The organism is Thalassospira sp. HJ, assembly GCF_000948415.1.
Lineage (GTDB): Bacteria > Pseudomonadota > Alphaproteobacteria > Rhodospirillales > Thalassospiraceae > Thalassospira.
The window spans coordinates 41,298-60,219 of sequence record NZ_JYII01000007.1; the positions used below are offsets into that span (position 1 = coordinate 41,298).

24 protein-coding genes and 1 tRNA gene are annotated in these 18,922 nt (G+C 57.1%); 8 read left to right on the forward strand and 17 right to left on the reverse strand.

The window, feature by feature from the left end; all coding sequences use genetic code 11:
• Positions 1–19: 19 nt before the first annotated feature.
• Positions 20–1,324, forward strand: coding sequence for an adenylate/guanylate cyclase domain-containing protein (locus tag UF64_RS04145; protein WP_044827374.1), 1,305 nt, complete (start codon positions 20–22; stop codon positions 1,322–1,324).
• A gap of 6 nt (positions 1,325–1,330) precedes the next feature.
• Here the strand turns inward: UF64_RS04145 and UF64_RS19585 are convergent, their stop codons facing one another.
• The 13 genes from UF64_RS19585 to UF64_RS04210 form a co-directional block, all read right to left on the reverse strand.
• Positions 1,331–1,915, reverse strand: coding sequence for a hypothetical protein (locus UF64_RS19585; protein WP_052657447.1), 585 nt, complete (start codon positions 1,913–1,915; stop codon positions 1,331–1,333).
• Positions 1,916–1,989: 74 nt separating this feature from the next.
• Positions 1,990–2,259 carry a RebB family R body protein gene (locus UF64_RS04155; protein WP_044827375.1) on the reverse strand — a complete coding sequence of 90 codons (270 nt, stop codon included), beginning with the start codon at positions 2,257–2,259 and terminating at the stop codon, positions 1,990–1,992.
• A gap of 57 nt (positions 2,260–2,316) precedes the next feature.
• Positions 2,317–2,640, reverse strand: a complete 324-nt coding sequence (locus tag UF64_RS04160; protein ID WP_044827376.1) for a RebB family R body protein — start codon at positions 2,638–2,640, stop codon at positions 2,317–2,319.
• 83 nt (positions 2,641–2,723) lie between these two features.
• Positions 2,724–2,948, reverse strand: a complete 225-nt coding sequence (locus UF64_RS04165; RefSeq protein ID WP_044827377.1) for a RebB family R body protein — start codon at positions 2,946–2,948, stop codon at positions 2,724–2,726.
• Between the two features lie 172 nt (positions 2,949–3,120).
• Positions 3,121–3,429, reverse strand: coding sequence for a RebB family R body protein (locus UF64_RS04170; protein WP_044827378.1), 309 nt, complete (start codon positions 3,427–3,429; stop codon positions 3,121–3,123).
• Positions 3,430–3,443: 14 nt separating this feature from the next.
• Positions 3,444–3,740: a RebB family R body protein gene (locus UF64_RS04175; protein ID WP_044827379.1), complete on the reverse strand. Its 297-nt coding sequence runs from the start codon at positions 3,738–3,740 to the stop codon at positions 3,444–3,446.
• 141 nt (positions 3,741–3,881) lie between these two features.
• Entirely contained in the window at positions 3,882–4,217 is a 336-nt protein-coding gene (locus UF64_RS04180) for a RebB family R body protein (protein ID WP_044827380.1), read from the reverse strand.
• Between the two features lie 246 nt (positions 4,218–4,463).
• Positions 4,464–4,787, reverse strand: a complete 324-nt coding sequence (locus UF64_RS04185) for a RebB family R body protein (protein WP_044827381.1) — start codon at positions 4,785–4,787, stop codon at positions 4,464–4,466.
• 242 nt (positions 4,788–5,029) lie between these two features.
• Entirely contained in the window at positions 5,030–5,353 is a 324-nt protein-coding gene (locus tag UF64_RS04190) for a RebB family R body protein (RefSeq protein ID WP_008890488.1), read from the reverse strand.
• A gap of 167 nt (positions 5,354–5,520) precedes the next feature.
• Positions 5,521–6,720: an RNA polymerase sigma factor gene (locus UF64_RS04195; protein ID WP_161794593.1), complete on the reverse strand. Its 1,200-nt coding sequence runs from the start codon at positions 6,718–6,720 to the stop codon at positions 5,521–5,523.
• Between the two features lie 243 nt (positions 6,721–6,963).
• Positions 6,964–7,467, reverse strand: coding sequence for a hypothetical protein (locus UF64_RS04200; protein ID WP_044827383.1), 504 nt, complete (start codon positions 7,465–7,467; stop codon positions 6,964–6,966).
• Positions 7,467–9,002 carry a hypothetical protein gene (locus UF64_RS04205; protein ID WP_044827384.1) on the reverse strand — a complete coding sequence of 512 codons (1,536 nt, stop codon included), beginning with the start codon at positions 9,000–9,002 and terminating at the stop codon, positions 7,467–7,469. Before UF64_RS04205 ends, UF64_RS04200 begins: the two co-directional genes overlap by 1 nt.
• Positions 9,003–9,229: 227 nt before the next feature.
• A tRNA-Thr gene (locus UF64_RS04210) sits at positions 9,230–9,305 on the reverse strand.
• A gap of 205 nt (positions 9,306–9,510) precedes the next feature.
• On the opposite strand from UF64_RS04210, the gene UF64_RS04215 reads away from it, so the two are divergent.
• Complete coding sequence (locus UF64_RS04215; protein ID WP_044827385.1) at positions 9,511–10,284, forward strand: class II glutamine amidotransferase; 774 nt, start codon at positions 9,511–9,513, stop codon at positions 10,282–10,284.
• On the opposite strand, the gene UF64_RS04220 is transcribed toward UF64_RS04215, so the two are convergent.
• Positions 10,285–11,067, reverse strand: a complete 783-nt coding sequence (locus UF64_RS04220) for a DeoR/GlpR family DNA-binding transcription regulator (protein WP_044827511.1) — start codon at positions 11,065–11,067, stop codon at positions 10,285–10,287. It abuts the gene before it with no gap.
• A 199-nt stretch (positions 11,068–11,266) separates the two neighbouring features.
• Between UF64_RS04220 and UF64_RS04225 the strand changes: the two genes are divergently transcribed.
• From UF64_RS04225 to UF64_RS04250, 6 genes are read left to right on the forward strand one after another with little or no spacing between them, the layout of a single operon-like run.
• A complete protein-coding gene (locus UF64_RS04225; RefSeq protein ID WP_200892637.1) occupies positions 11,267–12,244 on the forward strand; it encodes an ABC transporter substrate-binding protein in 978 nt (325 codons plus the stop codon).
• Positions 12,244–13,980, forward strand: a complete 1,737-nt coding sequence (locus UF64_RS04230; protein WP_044827386.1) for an iron ABC transporter permease — start codon at positions 12,244–12,246, stop codon at positions 13,978–13,980. The genes UF64_RS04225 and UF64_RS04230 overlap by 1 nt, the downstream gene beginning before the upstream one ends.
• The gene (locus UF64_RS04235; RefSeq protein WP_044827387.1) at positions 13,968–15,050 is read left to right on the forward strand and encodes an ABC transporter ATP-binding protein; all 1,083 of its coding nucleotides are present in this window, start codon (positions 13,968–13,970) and stop codon (positions 15,048–15,050) included. The genes UF64_RS04230 and UF64_RS04235 overlap by 13 nt, the downstream gene beginning before the upstream one ends.
• Positions 15,050–16,138 carry an MBL fold metallo-hydrolase gene (locus tag UF64_RS04240; RefSeq protein WP_052657448.1) on the forward strand — a complete coding sequence of 363 codons (1,089 nt, stop codon included), beginning with the start codon at positions 15,050–15,052 and terminating at the stop codon, positions 16,136–16,138. Before UF64_RS04235 ends, UF64_RS04240 begins: the two co-directional genes overlap by 1 nt.
• A 34-nt stretch (positions 16,139–16,172) precedes the next feature.
• Positions 16,173–16,763, forward strand: coding sequence for a histidine phosphatase family protein (locus UF64_RS04245; protein ID WP_044827388.1), 591 nt, complete (start codon positions 16,173–16,175; stop codon positions 16,761–16,763).
• Entirely contained in the window at positions 16,760–17,245 is a 486-nt protein-coding gene (locus UF64_RS04250; RefSeq protein WP_082049521.1) for an HAD family acid phosphatase, read from the forward strand. The genes UF64_RS04245 and UF64_RS04250 overlap by 4 nt, the downstream gene beginning before the upstream one ends.
• 75 nt (positions 17,246–17,320) lie before the next feature.
• On the opposite strand, the gene msrB is transcribed toward UF64_RS04250, so the two are convergent.
• The 3 genes from msrB to UF64_RS04265 form a co-directional block, all read right to left on the reverse strand.
• Entirely contained in the window at positions 17,321–17,761 is a 441-nt protein-coding gene (gene msrB, locus UF64_RS04255) for a peptide-methionine (R)-S-oxide reductase MsrB (RefSeq protein ID WP_044827389.1), read from the reverse strand.
• 116 nt (positions 17,762–17,877) lie between these two features.
• Positions 17,878–18,306, reverse strand: a complete 429-nt coding sequence (locus UF64_RS04260; protein ID WP_044827390.1) for a thermonuclease family protein — start codon at positions 18,304–18,306, stop codon at positions 17,878–17,880.
• A 59-nt stretch (positions 18,307–18,365) separates the two neighbouring features.
• A complete protein-coding gene (locus UF64_RS04265; RefSeq protein WP_044827391.1) occupies positions 18,366–18,920 on the reverse strand; it encodes an AAA family ATPase in 555 nt (184 codons plus the stop codon).
• Between the last annotated feature and the right edge of the window lie 2 nt (positions 18,921–18,922).

Here is an 18,922-nt window from a genome sequence, read left to right on the forward strand (position 1 = left end):
GAACGGACGGAGCGTACCCATGAGCAATAACCAGTCTTCTACGGGGGTGGTAACCGCACTTCCCGGGACCAATAACGCGCAGGCCGCGCGCGGCTTTGTACGTTCTGTCAATGACTGGCTGATGGAATGTGCGCTTGATGATACCGACATCAGTGATCTTCTGTCGGGCATGGCCAGTCGTCTGGTCGCATCGGGCATTCCGGTTGATCGTGTCATGGTCGCATTCAAGACCCTGCACCCGCTTTACGAAGGTGTTTCCTATATCTGGACCAAGGAAAATGGCCAGGTTGAGCGGACAACCCATATGGGCGGTGACGAAAAGAACCGCGATTGGGCCGAAAGCCCGATGAAATGGATGCTTGATAACGATGTCAGCTTCATGCGCCGCCATCTGATCGGTCCGAGCGCGGTTGTTGATTTCCCGATCCTTGAAAGTTTCCGCCAGAAGCGCGGCACGGATTACTACGCGCTGATGACGCCGTTCGTGACCGATAGCGACAGCACGCTTAACAGCAACCGCATTTTCATGACCTATCTGACGCGCCGCCCAAGTGGCTTCTCGGACGAGGATCTGGCGATCCTTTCCGGTATTCAGCGCCGCTTTGCCGTGTCTTGCAAAATGCGCATCAACCATGAAGAAACCCGCACGATTCTGGAAACCTATCTGGGTACCGACGCCGGGCAGCGCGTACGCAATGGTCAGATCAAACTGGGCGACAGCACCAAGACCCGTGCGGTTATCTGGTTCTCGGACATGCGCAATTCGACCTCGGTCGCGACTCATGTCGGCGATGACGCGTTTCTTGGTGAAATGAACGATTTCTTTGGTGCCACCGCCAGTGCGGTGCTCAAGCACGGCGGGCAAGTGCTGCGCTATATCGGCGATGCGACACTTGCGATCTTCCCGATTGATGAAGACGAAACCAACCTTGAAACCGCCTGTCACGCGGCCCTTTATGCCGCGGCCGAGGCACAGATAAATATCGATGCCCTTAATGCCCGGCGCGAGGCTGAGGGAAAACTGCCGTTTGATTACGGCCTTGGCATGCATGTCGGGGATGTGATTTACGGCAATGTCGGGGTGTCCGAACGTGTTGACTTTACCGTAGTCGGGCAGGCGGCAAACGAAGCCGCCCGGATCGAACAGCTGACGAAACAGCTTGGCAAACGCGTTCTGGTCAGCTCGACCGTCGCACAGTTCATTTCCTGTCCGACGGCGGAAATGGGCGCCTATGAGCTTCAGGGTACGGGACTTAGTGTCAAACTGTTTGCCCCTGACTTCTCGGAAGCTTGTCACCGTATCGAGCTGATGCGTGCGGGCTAGCTTGATCTAAGCCAGATTGTCGAAATCCTTCACCACACCACTTGCGGCCTGGCCGACGCTGGTGAAGGTTTTTTGCGCATCTGCGACAGCCTTGGTCGCCGCTTCAATGATCTTGTCGTAGGGGTCCGGCTTGTTTTCTGCGAGCATTTTCTGCATGGCGACACCGGTCGTGGCCGTTGCCATCGACATGATGTTGCGCATGTAGTCTGTTGAATCCTGAACAGCATAGGCCGCTGCCTGGGCGACCTTTTGATAGGCAACACCGTTCGCACCTGGAATGGCCCCGTTCAGGACCGCATGGTTGGTCGTGCCGACAGCCTGAACGATCTGCGGGTTAAGGGCGGTGCTAAGGGGCGGTGTGCCGGGTGGGTTGTCCGGGGCTGAGGGATCACTGCCCGAAGGGCTGTTGTTGGCGTCATCCTGGCTGCTGGCGTCTTCACTTTTCTCGCTGGCTGACGCGTCCTTGCCTGATGCGTCACCGCCACCGGCCTCACCACTGGCAGACTTGGCATCGCCGCTGCCTTGTGCTCCATCCTGATCACTGCCTTCAGCTTTCGGATCTTCGTTTGCTTTGTTGTCTTCGTCTGCCATCGGAGACCTCGTTTATGACTGGTCGAAAGATCAAATTGGATCAAGTGCCGGGTTTGTCTGAATGTGGCTGGGGGTTAGGTTGACCCGCCGCCACCTTTGCCACCACCCATGCCGCCGCCCGAACTATCAAGGATCATGCGGCACGCGCTGGACGTTACGGCATTGCCGATCTGCTGCAGGCCGCCCTGGGTCTGCATGGCGTTTTGCATCGACAGACTGATGGAATGGGCCATCGTCTGATACACAAGGCCCATGGCCTGTGCCGGCGCCTCACCCAGAACCTTGACGTTGTTCTGGGTCACCGCGTCGGTGATTTGTGAATTTACAGGGGTGTTGTCTGCCATTTCACGCCCTCACGTTTGTGACCATTGCCGGTCTTAAAGACCGATCAGGTCAGGTGCCTAGCGGCGGGTTGCTGCCAAAATTACGAGTAGTGTCAAAAGCGTATCACTGGTATCCGACCGTCCGAGCTTGGCGGTGGCCTGTGCGCCCGCCATCGTGTTGACGGAATAAAGCTGCATCACGCCCTGATTGGTTGCGGCCTGTGAACACATCGATGCCTGCTGCTGTGCCTGCACGGCGTTCTGGAACAGGATCGATGTCGAATGGGCCGCACTTTGATAGATCGCGCCCATCGCGTTTGCCGGGGCGGAGCCGAGAACACTGACCGCACTCTGGGTGACAGAGTCGGTAATCTGACCGTTCACCGGGGTTGGAATTGCCATGTTATCCTCCGAAAAAGCGATCTTTCTGACCGCACATCTCTAGACGTCGCACGGACGCGATTGTGATCAAATTTGCCGGGCCATCAGCCCGCCTGGGCGGTGATCAGGGCAACAAGCTTTGATGTCGATGTATTGACGACCTGTTGCATGTTGCCCTGTGTCAGGGTGGCGTTTTCCATCGCAAGGCCCGTGGCATGGGAATGCGACTGCAGGGCCATGGAAACCGCCTGGGCGGGGCTTTCGCCCAGCACCTTGACGTTGGTCTGGGTGACGGCATCGGTGACTTGTGGATTGACGATATCACTCATCCTTTGACCTCACTGCTTGTCTCACCCTTGTTGGTGTCGGGCTCTGTCGGGAGTCTGGCCGGGCCAAAGAACCGTGGATCCATGTTTTTATACCAAGGTTCCGCTGTCTCGCCGTCGTCACCAGATCCTTCGCCCCCTGTCTTGTTCTGACCTTGCCGGGATGCGTTCGCATTCAGGTCGGGTTGTTGTTCACGTCCGGTTTCTTGGCCGGCGAACTGGCCGGGCTGGCCATAGTAAAAAAATTTGGTTTGGCTTCCTGAACGGACAGGGTCGCCTTGGCGCATTCCATAGTGGTTGCGAGGCTTGCAACCGCCTGTTGCTGCTGTTCATTGACCATGTTGGCAAACAGGATGCCCTGTGCCTGGGCCTGTGACAGATAGGACTGCATCGCCCCCATCGCCGGGCCATTGGCAATGACCGATGTGTTGGTCTGGGTGACGCTGTCGGTGATCTGTTCGTCGACTTCGTTCGGATTGCTCATCGGGGTGATCCTTATTAACTACGACGTTTCATCATTTGCAGAATGCTTTGGGTCATGGTCGTCATGCCGATCATGGCATTTTGCTTCTGGGCCGAGACCATGTTCGCCATCAGGATGTTCTGCGATTGCGCCTGTCCCAGCATGGATTGCAGGGCGGCATAGCCGGGGCCAGCGCCCATGGTGGCGACATTGGTCTGTGCGACACTGTCGGTGATCTGGTCGGAAACCTCGCACTGGTGCAGATCATCACTGTGATCGGCGTGGCTGTGCTGGGATTTCTTGCCGTCTTGCGCAGGTGGTGCCGATGGCATGTCCGTCTCCTTGGTCTGAAGGGATGGGGCTGGCAAAATGGGTGCGTACCGAAATGACGCCGGGCGGTGAAAGTTGTGAAAGAAAAAGCCCGGCAAGCGCATGCATGCCGGGCGGGATTGGCGGCGAAACCATCTTGGATGTTAAGACACGGCCGTACCGGTCGTTGCCTTGAGAGCCGACAACAGCGAAAGCATATTGTCGGGAACGTCGCTTGCGGCGAGCTTCGAGGTCGCAACAGCCCCTGCCATGGTGTTGACAGAGTAGACCTGGATGACGCCCTGATTGGTGGCCGCCTGCGAGGAAATGCCCACCTGATGCTGAGCGCTGACAGCGTTCTCGTAGAGAATGCCATGCGAGTGCGCCAGCGACTGGTAAAGCGAGCCCATGGCCATTGCCGGCGCATCACCCATGACCTCGACATTGGCCTGGGTGACAGCGTCGGTAATCATACCATTGACCGGAGTGTTATCAGCCATTGTGTATCTCCTGATTGCCTAAAGAAGTACCGGTAGGAAAGCGATGCTCGCAACCGGCCCTTTCCGCATGTCCTGCGGTCAGACTTTTGACGGAGGGCTTTGGGGGTTGTGACGCTGGCGGGGCAAAAACTTGGATCTTGGGAACCGGTATCGGAAAACCGCAAACAGGCGGTCGCAAATCGATACGACCGCCTGATTGGAATTTGACCGCCAGGCTAAAGGACATGCGTCTTGGCCCGACTGGGATTAGCCCGCCGTCGCACGAAGCGTCGTGAGCAGCGAGAGCATATTGTCGGGAACGTCGCTTTTGGCGATCTTGGCGGTCCCGGCGGCACCAGCCATCGTATCGACGGAATAGATCTGGATGACGCCTTGATTGGTGGCCGCCTGCGAGGTGACGCCGACTTGCTGTTGTGCGCTGACGGCGTTTTCATAAAGAATGCCGGTCGAATGGGCGAGGGACTGGAAGATCGAGCCCATCGCCATTGCCGGCGCGTCACCGAGAACTTTCACGTTCGCCTGGGTCACGGCATCGGTGATCTGACCATTGAGCGGAGTGTTATCAGCCACTGTTTATCTCCTGATTGCTTGGGAAATTCGCAGAAGGAAAACGATGACCTTGGTCAGGCCGTTCGCCTTCCGCATCTAGTGCGTCCAAAGATTTGACGGGGAAGTCGGGCTTCTGTGATGGCGTGGTGCGCGAAACTTGCCGCGTGGAAAAACAAGCCTGCCAAACAGAAATCGGGCGGTCGCAGATGGATGCGACCGCCCGATTGGTAACTGGCCGTTCGGGCCAAAGATTTTCGGGTAAATCAGCCCTTGGTTGCCTGAAGGGCGGTAAGAAGCGACAGCATGTTGTCGGGAACGTCGCTTTTGGCAATCTTGGAGGTCGCAACAGAGTCTGCCATCGTGTCGACCGAATAGATCTGGATGACGCCCTGATTGGTTGCGGCCTGCGAAGTGATGCCGATCTGCTGCTGTGCGCTGACAGCATTTTCATAAAGAATGCCGGTGGAATGTGCGAGGGACTGGAAGATCGAGCCCATTGCCATTGCCGGGGCGTCGCCCAGAACTTTCACGTTAGCCTGGGTGACAGCATCAGTGATCTGACCGTTTACCGGGGTCGGAATCGCCATTGTAAACTCTCCTTCGTTACGCTTTGCGGTGTGCTGCTTGCTGTTGTGTTTCTATCGTGCTTCTGTCGGGGTTTCGCCGTCCCGTTTTCAGTCTATCGACGCTGGGTGTTTGCTGTTGTGACGCGTCTTTTTGGTGCGGTGATTATTTTTTTCATCGCACATCAGGCCTATTGAATGCCCGATGCTCTCAGATGTTCACGCGCGAGCTGAACCCGCTTGCGCACCGCGCAATTGCTAAGCCCTAGGGCGCTTGCGATCTCGTCATAGGTGCGATCCTGAACACAGCGCATCAAAAGCGGTTTGCGCAGTTTTTCCTGCATCGCCAGAAGCGCTGTTTCAAGCTGATCAAGCTTTTCACCGGCCAGATAGGACTCCTCGGGACTTGGTGTCACCGGGGCGGTGATGGGGGAGGCCGGTGTATCGGCCGCACCATGGGTTTCCTCGCGGTATTCCGCCTTGCGCCGGTTCTGGCGGTGCAAATCAATGCAGGCATTATGGACAATGCGTGACAGCCAGGCGCGGTGGTTACGGATTTCATCCATGGAATCTTCAAACTTGGTCGATGCCTTGACCATCGCTTCGGACAATGCGTCTTGCGCGTCATCCATATTGCCCGACATCAGTTTCAGGCATTGTTTCAAAAGCGTGTCCTGCTGATCAATCCACAGTGGCCAGAAATTCGGCGCTGCCGGACCCAGATCCGCATTTTCTTGCGGCGGGCTTTGCGGTGTCGATTGCGCCGGTGGTGTTTGCCCCTCGGCGGGTGTGGATGGTGTTTGCGGGGTAACGGGTGCTTGGGGGACCGGCTGGCGCAGGGCCGGGCTATCTGCGCCGGGTACAAGACCGCGCAGGATATCAAGCGGGTCGGTTGGTGTGGTCCCCGGGGATCCAAGAGCACCGGCAATGATGTCTTCCGGGCTGGGGCCGCTGCGCGATGGTTCAAGACCGGGAAAGCCTGCCAGCGGATTGAAGTCAGAAGGATAACCGGGCGGTGGGCTATAGGGGGTTTGACCGGTATTGGTTGGTTGTTTGGCTGTGCAAGTCGGTGTTTGCACTTGCTTTGACATGGCTGCCATCGATTGCATGATCGAGCGCGCATCAAGTGGCCCGTTTGTCGGACCGGTTGCGCTTGTTGGATCGCAATCTGGCTCATCGGGTTCTTCTTGCGCATCTGTTTCGGCAAGCTTTGCCAGATAATCCTCGGCGATGCGTGCGCGTTGTTCCGGTTTGAGCCGTGACCAGATCGAGGTCACCTTGTCATCGTCGCCCAACGCCAGAGAAAGGCTTTGTTCAAGACTTTTTGCAAAGCTGATCTCGGCTTCTGTCAGGGTTGCCTCATCCTGCGGACTGTTCTTTTCATTCTGCACTATGGACCCCTCCGGTTGATTGAATGCAACCATAGGCTGATTAAGTTTCGCGGTAATCATTATGACGTGGCCGCAAAGAAAGTGTGAATAAAAGTTTCAATACATCCTATAGTTGTAATTGCATACGCAACGGCGCAGCCGTCGCGAAACGGGCTGAGAGTCAGGTTGGGACGCGTGATCGCGCTTTGATGCGCTTGTTGTTATCTCGGACGTTGCGGGTTTTAATCCCGCCTTGTTGTTACATCAGGCCTTCTTGCCCGAAGCGGGTTTTTGCCCGTCCGGGGTGCTGCTTTCAGAAGGCTGGTCTTTATCGGCCGTGCGCGGTGGAAAGGCTTCGGCAAGGGCTGTTTCGACCTTTTCCGACAGGGCCTGCATACGCAAATCAATCTCTTGTGCTATGATTTTGCGGATCTCGTTTGCGATCTCGAACATGACCTGCTGACCGTCATGCGGGTTCGGATCGGATGCCATATGCGGTGCCCCTTGTTGTGGACCTGGTGCCGGTGGCGCGCTGACCTGCCCTGTGGCTGGTGCGCCGATGGGCGGCTGCGGGGCCTGAGTGCCCGCTTTGACGTTCTCGGCGTGACCGGCAATGGTCTGTTTCTGATCAAGAACCTGCGCGCGGGCGCGTTCGGCGGCCTGTGACATGGCCTGTTGGGTTGCCAGATATTCCTGATTGAACGCCTTTCTGACCGCATCCTTGCGGCCACTTGCCGTGGCGATATCGTTCTGTGCCTGTCCGGACATCAGGTGCCTCCCTTGCTGCTGCCAGACCCTCCCGCATTGCCGGTTTTGCCCTTGGTGCTGCGGGTTGGCGACTTGGTCGCGGGGGGCTGGGGGTGCTCGCTGGTCGTGCTGCTTGTGTCATCGCTATCGTTCGCGGTGGTGCTATCGGCTTTTGCCGCTGGCGATGGTGTTGACGGTTTTGACGGTGTCGAGTTTGTTTCCAGCATGAAGGCTGGCGGCATGAAGCCATACTTCTTCAGATCCTGTGGATCGGGATCATTGGGCAGGCCGGTCAGGCTGGTTTCAAGCCGCCCGCGGCTATCGGAGATCATGCTTGCCGCACGGCAGGCCGAATGATCGGTTTGGCTGCTACAGGTCAGGATCGCGGTCGGGGTGCTGGTGCGCGCCGCGGTCAAAAGCTGGGCGGTTACATCAAAGCTGGCCTCGGCCTCATAACGGACCAGAACGACCAGACCTGCACCCTTTTTGCCTTCGCTGGGCGGGGTGATCTGCACCCAGAACGGAATGCTGTTATTGGGGCCGACCACGACACTGCCGGCCACAATCGGGCTGGGCAAGCTGCCGGTATATTCCAGATGGATTGGCACCGGCGCATGGTTGCCAAGGATCAGGCAGATTTTTGCCAGATCAGGTGTCGTTTCGCTGGTAACGGTGCCAACGTTTTGTTCCAGATGAAGGGCATGGGCCTCCCCGCCATAAATCGGTACTTCCGACATCAGCGGTGCACCGCCATCGCTTGTCGCACTGTCAAACAATAGTGCGCGCAATTGCGACGGGACCGAGGTCGGCACGGTGACAGAAAGTTCCGACTGCGCATCGGGCGTTGCCCCGACATGCAGGGACCATTTGCGAAGCGACGTCGGAATGTCCGTTGCCTGCATGCGTGCGGCAATCGCCGTTTGCGCGCTGGTCCGGGTCGGGGACAGCGGATAGCCCTGTTTCATCCTGATCGACCAGTCCGGCGTGCCATCCGTGGTATCCGACTTGCCTTCAAGCGATGGCATCGCCGTTCTGAACATATCATCGGCGATCACCGGGCCCTTCATGTCGGTCACGCTGCCGTCAGTATGGGTGGTGGTCACATCCCACTGCGCATTGGTATCTGCCGTACTTGTCGGGGCGGATGCACCATGATCCCCGGCGCTGTACCAGGGTTCAGAACTTTCCGATGATGCGACATAGCTTGGCATCATGACCTGGGGCGCATGTGTCGAACCATTGCCATCCCCATCCAGCAGATAGCGTTGAATGATCTGGAATGCTGTTTCCATCGGTTGGGGTTGGGTGCTCTGACCCCCGCCTTGATCTGGCGGGAAACCCGGCAGGCCAAGGTCACGACACAGGGCTGCCATCATATCAATGGCGGCCTGCTCGGCACTGCCGGCATCGGGATTTTCGCTTGGTTCTTTCAGATTGTTTTCGGCTTCTGCGGGACCAGCCTCGGACGGGGTTTGTCCGGGGGTGGTGTTGCTGTCTGGATCGGTCATGGATTTGCCAGATGGTTTGGCTGGTTTGGGCGCGTCACTATCGGTCATGCCTGCACTCCCCAATGGTGCCTTGCAGCACTCAAAAGGGCTCTGCACAAAGCTGCCTCCTGATCTGCAAGAAGTTTAACGTTCCTTGCAAAAAGACGAGGCGGGGAGTGCGATGTGAAAAGTTTTGCGGCCAAATGACCGGGAAATCACCGGTTTTGTGTTGTGCAATGTGACCTGAATCACAAAACCCCGCCGGGGCTGACCCGACGGGGTTTTGTTAATCAAAATGGTGCTGGTGATAGGATTTGAACCTACGACCTACGCATTACGAATGCGCCGCTCTACCAGCTGAGCTACACCAGCACGATTCATTTTGTGGCGCGGAAAATACGGACAATCACCGCCCTTGGCAAGAGGTTTGTTGTTCTTTTTGCCAACAAATGCCGGACTTTCAGCCATGCCCTGAAATCAGGGCGATGACGCACAATATCACATTGACCATGCTGTAATTATCCGGCTTAGATGTGCGCGATCAAAATCGACCAAAAATCATGTGCGGGGGCAAATCATGTGTCGTTGGCTAAGCTATATCGGGGATCCGGTTTATCTGGAAAAGCTGGTCTTTGAGCCGCGCCATTCGCTGGTCGAGCAAAGCCTGCATGCCGAACAGGCCAAAACACCGACCAATGGCGACGGCTTTGGCCTTGGCTGGTATGACGAGCGCCCGACACCGGGGCTTTATCGCGAAATCCTGCCGGCCTGGAACGACCCGAACCTGCGCTCGCTTGCCCATCACATCCGCTCGGGCCTTTTCTTTGCCCATGTCCGCGCCTCCACCGGGACCCACACCAGCCGCACGAACTGCCACCCGTTCTCCCATGGCCAATATCTGTTCATGCATAACGGTCAGATCGGCGATTACCCGCTGGTACGCCGATCGCTTGAAATGATGATCGAGGATGAGTTTTACGAAGGGCGGCAGGGTTCCACCGACAGCGAGCTGATCTTTTGTCTGATGCTGACGCTTGGCTTGCGCGAAGACCCGCACCGCGCCATCCGCCGCACGATCGAGGTCGTTGAAAATGAAATGAAGCAGCGCGGTGCAACGTCGCCGTTCCGTTTCACCGCCTGCCTGTCAAACGGCAAAAGCGTCTGCGCCATCCGCCACGCCAGCGACGATAAGCCGCCATCGCTTTACTGGCGCAAACGCGACGACCACGTGATTGTCGTTTCCGAACCGCTTGATACCGAAAGCGACAGCTGGAAGGCCGTGGCGCCCAACCACACCCTGCATGTCGAAGGCGATCTGACCATCAGCGAAGAAGCAACGCTCGCCTGCTGATTACGACACGACGACAATCTGACTGCGCGCCTTGACCAGCGCACGTTGCAGGGCATCCCCCGGCGCGGCGTTAAGTAACACCGTTTGGAAATCACTGGCGTGGCCGTCGCGACAGAGCGCTTTGCGGCCGACCTTCTTTTCGTCGATCATCAGAATGGCGTGGTCGCAGCACGATACCAGTGCACGCCTTGCGCGGACTTCATCCATGTTGAAGTCGAGTAAGTCGCCTTCGTCACTCATCCCGCCCACACTGACAATCCCGAAATCGGCGCGCATGCTGCCGAAAAAGTCCGCACTGTCTGCGCCAATGATATCAAGATCTCGGGTGCGCACTGTGCCGCCAGCAAGGCGGAGCGTGACATTGGGCGCATTTTGCAGCGCCATCACCACATGTAGGTTGTTGGTTAACACCGTTAAGTTGCGATGCGATGCCAGATGCTGGGCAGCGAGTTCGGCGGTGGTGCCGGTGCCAATCGCAATCGTGCAGCCCTCCGGGATCAGATCAGCCACCTTGGCGGCAATCGCCATTTTGCCCGTGCGGTTCCAGTCTTCGCGTTTTTCATAGGCCGAGTTATCCGGATCAGGTGCCGGGCCGGCAAGGCCGTGACGGCGAAACACGCGGCCCTGTTCATGCAGGTCGCGCAGATCGGTACGGATGGTCTGGACCGAGACATTAAACCGGCGTGCCAGTTCCTCGACCGCCATGAAGCCCGTCGATTTGACAAGGGCAACGATGCGGTCACGTCGGCGGTCAAGGGGTACTGGATCGGGGGTTTTGGACACGGGTTTTCTTTCGTTCGAAAGTTGTGATTTCGCTTGTAGCATATTTATAAACAGGCCGAAATGCTGCTGCATAGCGCGGTTTACCTATTGAAACATTTAATTCTTGGTGTTGTCACACAACTGTTATCGAAATCCATATAGCGTCCCGGTCGAAATATTTTCGAACGAAACCTTCTTTTCGATCTAAGGGATGCCGATCATGCGTAACGTTCTTCTTGCTGCGGTTGCCTCTGCCGCGATGATGCTGCCGGTTGTGGGTCAGGCTGCTGAGAAGCTGGTGCTTTATACCAGCCAGCCGAACAAGGATGCCCAGACCACTGTTGATGCCTTCATGGCTGCCAATGCGGATGTTGAAGTTGAGTGGGTCCGTGACGGCACCACCAAAATCATGGCCAAGCTGCGTGCCGAAATCGCTGCTGGCGACCCGCGCCCGGATGTTCTTCTGATTGCCGATACCGTAACGCTTGAAGGTCTCAAGCAGGAAGGTCAGCTGCAGGCTTACAAGTCTGGCGAAGCAAGTGCTTATGAAGACGGCCTTTATGACGGTGAGGGCTATTACTATTCGACCAAGCTGATCACGAGCGGCATCGTTTACAACACCGCCGTCAAGGCCCCGAAATCGTGGAAAGACCTTGCTGATCCGGCCGTTAAAAACCAGATCGCAATGCCAAGCCCGCTTTATTCCGGTGCGGCCCTTATTCACCTGTCCACCCTGACCGAGAACAAGGATCTTGGCTGGGATTACTATCAGGCACTGGCTGCCAACGAAGCACGTGCAAAGGGTGGTAATGGCGGTACCTTCAAGGCCGTTGCATCGGGTGAAAAGCCGTATGGCGTGGTTGTCGACTTCCTTGCGATCCGTGGCAAGGCCGACGGATCACCGGTTGATTTCGTCTTCCCGGAAGAGGGTGTGACTTATGTGACCGAGCCGGTCGCAATCATGAAAGACGCCAAGAACGTTGATGCCGCGCACAAGTTCGTTGACTTCGTTCTGTCCGAAGCCGGTCAGGAACTGGTTCTTGATATGGGCTACATCCCGGCACGTAACGGCATGGATCTTCCGGCTGGCTTCCCGGCGCGTAGCGACATCAAGCTGATGGACTTCAATCCGGCCATCGCGCTGGAACAGGCCGAAGCCAACAAAGAAAAATTCGCAGACATCTTCGGGGCTGAATAATGCAGGCTACAGGTCGCCTTCGCGGCGTTCTGCCTGGCATAATCGCCAAACCAAATGGCAACCGGTCTTCGGACCGGTTGCTCATCTGGTTGGTGGTGCCGGTATTTGTTATTTCGATTTTGCCGATCCTGCGCCTTGGGTTTGAGGGCGTGATGGTCGGTGGTGTGCCTTCGTTTGATTATTTTCGTGACGTGCTGGGCAGTTCTTCGACCTGGCGGGCCACGGCAAACAGTCTTTATACGGCGGGTCTGGGAACGATTATTTCCCTTCTGATTGGGGGCGCCTTTGCCTTTTTGGTCGCACTGACCGACATACGCGCCAAGGCGGCACTCGTGTTCTGTTTCATGATCCCGATGATGATCCCGCCACAGATCACAGCCCTTAGCTGGGTGCAATTGACCGGGCCCAGCAGCGCGCTTTTAAACGCCATTGGCATGGCCCCGCCCATGGGATCACCCCAGCCGCTTTATTCCGCAGAAGGCATTGCCCTTTTGCTCGGTATTCAGCATGCCTCCATCGTGTTTCTGACACTACGCGCCAATTTACGCATGTTGCCACGTGAACAGATCGAAGCCGCCCGTCTGGCCGGTGCACGTGGCGGGCGTTTGTGGTGGCAGATAATTTTGCCGCTGACCAGTCCGGGCCTGATTGCCGGCACCGCGATGGCGTTTGTTACCGCCCTTGGCAATTTTGGTATTCCGGCGATGCTGGGCATTCCGGCGGGCTATCAGACCCTGCCGACATTGATTTATCAAAAGCTTGCCGGATTTGGCCCGTCTGTTCTGGGCGAGGTTTCCGTTCTTGCCATGCTGATCGGGGCGATTGCGATTTGCGGTGTGGCACTGCATCACCGCTTGCTGTCCAAACGTGACTATCGCCTGATGGGCATGGTTGGACGGCCGCTTGATGTGAAACTTGGCGCGCGCCGGAGTGTGATTGAAACGGCACTTTGGGCGGTGTTGGTTGCCATTCTGGTCATTCCGCTTCTGGCACTCTTTACCACGGCACTTGTTCCGGCCTTTGGCGTCAAGCTGACCTTTGCCAACGCCACGTTCGAGGCATTCCGTGAGGTCATGTTCGTGCAGCCCTCCACCATTCGCGCATTCCAGAACAGCTTCGTGCTCTCGGTCGGGGCGGCGGTGACGCTTGTTCTGATGTGCCTGCCGCTGGCTTATGTGATGGTCCGCCGTCCATCCAACCTGACCAAGCTGATCAACCTTCTGGTCGAGGTGCCCTATGCGCTTCCCGGCGTGGTTCTGGCGATTGCCTGCATCTTGTTGTTCATCCGCATTCCGCTGATTGATGTCAGCCTGTATGGCACGCTTGCGATCATTTTTGTCGCTTATCTGGCGCGTTTTCTGGTGATCGCGCTGCGCCCGGTAATGAACAGCTTTACCCAGCTTGATCCGGCCCTCGAAGAAGCCGCCCAGGCCTGTGGCGCCGGGCTTTCGCGGCGCTTGCGCGATATCCTGCTGCCGCTTGCTGCACCCTCGGCGGCGGCCGGGGCGCTTTTGGTGTTCCTGACGGCCTTTAACGAGCTTACCGTTTCGGCCCTTTTGTGGTCGGCCGGGAACGAGACGTTGGGCGTTCTGATTTTCAATCTTGATGACAGTGGCGACACCGTTCTGGCTTCTGCCGTAGCGGTTCTGGTCGTTCTTGTGGTGATCGCGCTGATGAGCTGTTTTCAGCTTGCCGCGCGCCGTTTGCCCAAAGGAGTTGTACCGTGGCAGACATAAATCTTTCGCGCATTACCAAATGCTTTGGCGATTATCGGGCGGTCAATCAGGTCTCGCTTGATATTGCCGATGGTGAATTCGTGGCACTTCTGGGGCCGTCGGGCTGTGGCAAGACAACGCTTTTACGGTTGCTCGCCGGGTTCGAAGAACCCGATCACGGGCAGATTTCGCTGGGCGGTCAGATCATGGCAAGCCCGGAAAACGGGATCATGATCAGCCCCGAAGACCGCAATCTTGGCATCGTGTTTCAGTCCTATGCCCTGTGGCCGCATATGTCGGTCGCGCGCAATGTCGGCTATCCGCTTGAGGTGCGCGGGCTAAACCGTGCTGATCAGGATCGCAAGATTGCCGAGGCCCTCGATATCGTCGCCCTTGGCCCCTATGCCGATCGCAGCCCGTCCGAGCTTTCCGGTGGACAGCGTCAGCGTGTTGCATTGGCACGCTGCCTTGTCATGGAGCCGCGCGCGGTATTGCTCGATGAGCCATTGGCGAACCTTGATGTGCATTTGCGTGAAACCATGCAGCAGGCCTTTCTTGATTTCCATCGCCGCACCGGCGCGACGATGATTTACGTCACCCATGATCAGTCCGAAGCCATGGCGATGGCAGACCGGATTGCCGTGATGGACAAGGGCCATATTCGCCAGATGGCCGCCCCCGAAACGCTGTACCGCGAACCCGCCGATCTGATGGTGGCAGGCTTTGTCGGGGCAGGGGCTGTGCTGCCGGTGCAAGGTGTTACGGTCGGAAGAGATGGAAACTGCTCCGTCCAGCTGGGTGACTGCAGCCTTACCGCCCGCATCTGCCAGAAACTGGCCGATGGCATCACCAATACCAATGCCGGTCTTTGTCTGCGGCCCGAAGACGTCTGGGTTGCTGACGAAGCGCCGTTGCGCGGGCAGGTCGACGATTGCGTCTATCTCGGTGGGCGGTTCCGCCTGTCGGTCCGGATTGGTGCGGATCACACGGTTCCGGTCTATTCCAACCGCCGAGCGCGGATTGGTGAGCAGGTCGGATTGAAAGTATCAGACGGCTGGGTGTTTGATCGCATGGCAGGTGAGGCCGCCTGATGTCAGCCCGTATGCGTGTTCTTTCAGGTCTTGGTGAAAAAGGCCCGGCCTGTTTGCGACTGGAATTTTTTAACCGGCGCTGGCTGCTTGATTGCGGTGTCGGCCCGGAAAGCGATCAGGGATTTGATCCGGCGTGGCTCAATAAAGTTAACGCTGTTTTCATTACCCACGACCATATCGATCATATCGGGGCGGCGGGCGAAATCGTTGATGCCGGTTTGCCGATCTATTGCACCGAAGTCACCGCGCGCTCGCTTCCCAAGGGGGCGAATGTCGTGCCCTTGCCACCGTTTGGGGAAATTCAGGTTGATGGCGTCACGGTCACGACCGGGCGCACGGGGCATTCCTTTGGCGGGGTGTGGTTGCATTTCGAACTGGGCGGTGGGGTGCTCTATTCCGGCGATTTCTGCCAGGAATCGGGTTACTTCCTTTATGACGTGCCGCCGGACGCTGCGACCGTGTTACTCGATGCGTCCTATGGCATGGAACAACTCACCCAGCAGGTCCGTATTGATGGCTTGCTGACCACCATGGCGAAGCTTGATGGGCAAATCCTGTTTCCCGTGCCGCCAAGTGGCCGGGCGGCGGAAATGGCGCTTTTGTTTGAACGCCATGGTCTGACCGACTGGTCGATGGATGATCGCTGCTACGGGCAGGTCAAGCAGGTGCTTGATGCCCATGGATCGGATTACGTCGCAGGTGATGCCATTCGTCAACTGCGCGCGCTTAAGGACAAGGCAAAGCATTTCAATGCCGATGCACGGCTGCTGTTGTGTCATGCACCATGCGCGACCTTTGGCAAGGCGCGTGAACTGATTGATCAGTGGCAGGATGCAGGTCGGATGGGGTCAAGTGCGCATGTGATCTTTACCGGCTTCATGCCGATCGAGGCCCGCAAGATGGTCGAAAAGGGCCATGCGCATTTCAGGCGCTGGAACGTGCATCCGTTGGCAAGCCACGTGATCGACCTTGCCAATCAGTGCCATGCCATGCAGGTCGTGCCGCTTTTCACCAGCCGACCAGAGGATTTTGGACTTGTCGACGGGTTTGACGGGCGGCTACAGCTTGCGGATCGGTTCTATTTGTAATGCATGCGTTTTCCAACAAAGGTGATGTCCGGTCATGATCTATGCCGCTGAAAAGTTCGATTTTCCCAGCCTGCCGTTTGTTTTCATCCGGCATGGGGAAACCGATGCCAACCGGGCGGGCATCATTGCCGGGTCAAACGAACCGCCACTCAACGATACCGGGCGCGCACAGGCGTTGGCGATTGCGCCGCTCATGGCGATGGCAAAATGGCGGGCGGTTTATGTCAGCCCGCAGGACCGGGCCCGGACAACGGCAAATCTGGTGCTGGCTGACTATGAGGCCAAGGTGCTGGATGGGTTGCGCGAACGTCATTGGGGCGATCTGGAAGGTCGCCCGATTGCCGAGCTGTGTCCACGCTTTGACACGCCACCAAACGGGGAAGGGTTTGATGCCATGTGTCAGCGCGTGTCCTTTGCCATGCAACAGGCTCTGGCCGAGGTCAGTGATGACCTGACGGTGATTGTCGCCCATTCCGGTGTGGCGCGCTGCATTCTTTACATGACCGGGTTTGAGGCTGATGGCCCGCGCGTACCCAACGCGACCCCGATCCTGTTTCGCCCGACCAAGGATGGTTGGGACTATGAAAATCTGACCGAAAACCTGATCAAGGAGATTTCCGCGTGACCGAACCCAAAGCCCGTGATGCGCGTGATGCTGCCAAGGACGCTGTGGTGTTTGATATGGATGGCACACTGGCGCATTTTGATGCCGATGCTTTGGGGCATCTGGTTCATGGTGTGGAAAAGCAATGGGATGCGTTCTTTGACGCCATGGACCACGCCAAACCGATTGAAAATATCGAGAAGCTGCTGCGTATCCTGCATGCATCGGGCCACGCGATCCTGATCTGTTCAGGCCGCCCGGCAGGCTGGCAACATCGCTCAGAATCCTGGCTGCGTGCGCACGACATTCCCTTTGATGGCATGTATCTGCGCCCCGAAGATGCCGATCACCGCACCGATGAAGAGGTTAAGGAGGACCTATTGGCCAAGATCATCGAGGATGGTTTCAATCCTTGGCTGGTCGTCGATGATCGCAGACGCGTGGTTGATAAATGGCGTGATATGGGCCTGACCTGTTTGCAGTGTGCGCCCGGCGAGTTTTGATCGTGAATTTTGAGTGTAAATTTTAATCATCAGACAAATAAAAAGACCGGCCTTGCGCCGGTCTTTTCTGTCTGATTATTCGAACAGGTGGCGATAATCGCCATATCCTTCGGCATCCAGATCCTCAATCGGGACGAAGCGGAGCGATGCGGAGTTGATGCAGTAACGCAATCCCCCGCGATCCTGCGGGCCATCGGGGAAGACATGACCCAGATGGCTGTCACCGTGTTTGGAACGGACTTCAATCCGGCGCATGCCGTGCGTGTTGTCTTCCTTGGCGACGATATGTTCGGACTGAACCGGCTTTACAAAGCTTGGCCAGCCACAACCGCTATCGAACTTGTCGCGCGATGTAAAAAGCGGCTCTCCCGAGACGATATCAACATAAAGCCCGTCTTCCTTGTGATCCCAGAAGTCATTACGGAACGGCGGCTCGGTGCCGCTTTCCTGTGTCACATGATACTGTTCGGGCGACAATTCGCGGATGGCATCCGGGTCTTTGTGATACTTGCTCATATTTCGTCACTCCGCCTTTGGATTCTTGGGTCTTTTGTTACTTGTCCCCAAAAATGGTCGGATTATCTCACTTGTCCAGTGAGTTCACACCGAATTGACATCGAAGTCCATTTCGATCAGCCCTGACACCAGGGTTGTCGTTTGGTTTTGCCATCATAGGGGCGGGCAAGGCCGTTTGCGATCAGCTCAAGATCAAGCGGGCTGCCATCAATCCTGACAGATGCCACAACACGCCCGCCATATCGGCCCCATTCCGGTTCGCAGAATTCCACGTTTGTTGCGGCCTTCAGGCGTTGGCGGGCATAGTCGCGGGCCTTTTGCGCGAGTTGCTTTTCGCTTTCGCATTTGCCGCGCACTTCCGGCGTATCGACCCCGCGTACGCGCACCGACATATTGGCGATTTCTTCGGGCAGGCCCGGAATGGCGACATAGATGGTGTCGCCGTCATAGGCATAATTGCCGCGATATTCACGCAGCGGCCAGTCATAGCAGGCCGCAACGGCCGGAATGCTGGTGAGCAGTGTAACTGCGGCTGTGCATGCCATGAGGGCACGTTTGGTAAATCGGGATGTGGGGTGGTTCGACGTCATCATGGGGCTGTTTCTTAGAGTTTGAGACGGGCAAGGATCTGGGCGGCGCGCTGTTCGACCGGGCCTTTGCGAATTTCGACGAGTTCATAGCCGCATTCATGATAGGTCCGGCACAGCACGACATATGTTCTGACGGCCTCGGAAAAGCTTTGTGTTCGCGCAGCATCGGTTTTGTAAATTTCCGACCAGGGCGGCAGGACGAACGCCACCCGGTGATAGCGATAAGTCTTGATCGCGCGCATCAGATCGGGGTTTTCCGGAAGACCACTTAGCCTTCGATGGGCGAGCGTATCGGGCAGGCCGCGATCACAGAAAACCGTGCGCGGATGGTTTTGAATACCTTCCTGCCAGGCGCGAATAGACCTTCGATACATCAGACCGGCATAGGCATCATTATCATCCCATGGCAGGGCGGTGCCGCCGCGTTCGATCTGTTCTTCGATGATGGCACGCGCCACCTCGGGGCTGGTGTCAAAGCCCCGGTCATCAAGATGATTGATCAATGTGGTTTTGCCCGTACCGGGACCGCCGGTCAGGACAACAAGGTTGGACGTTATTGGTGTTTGCATTC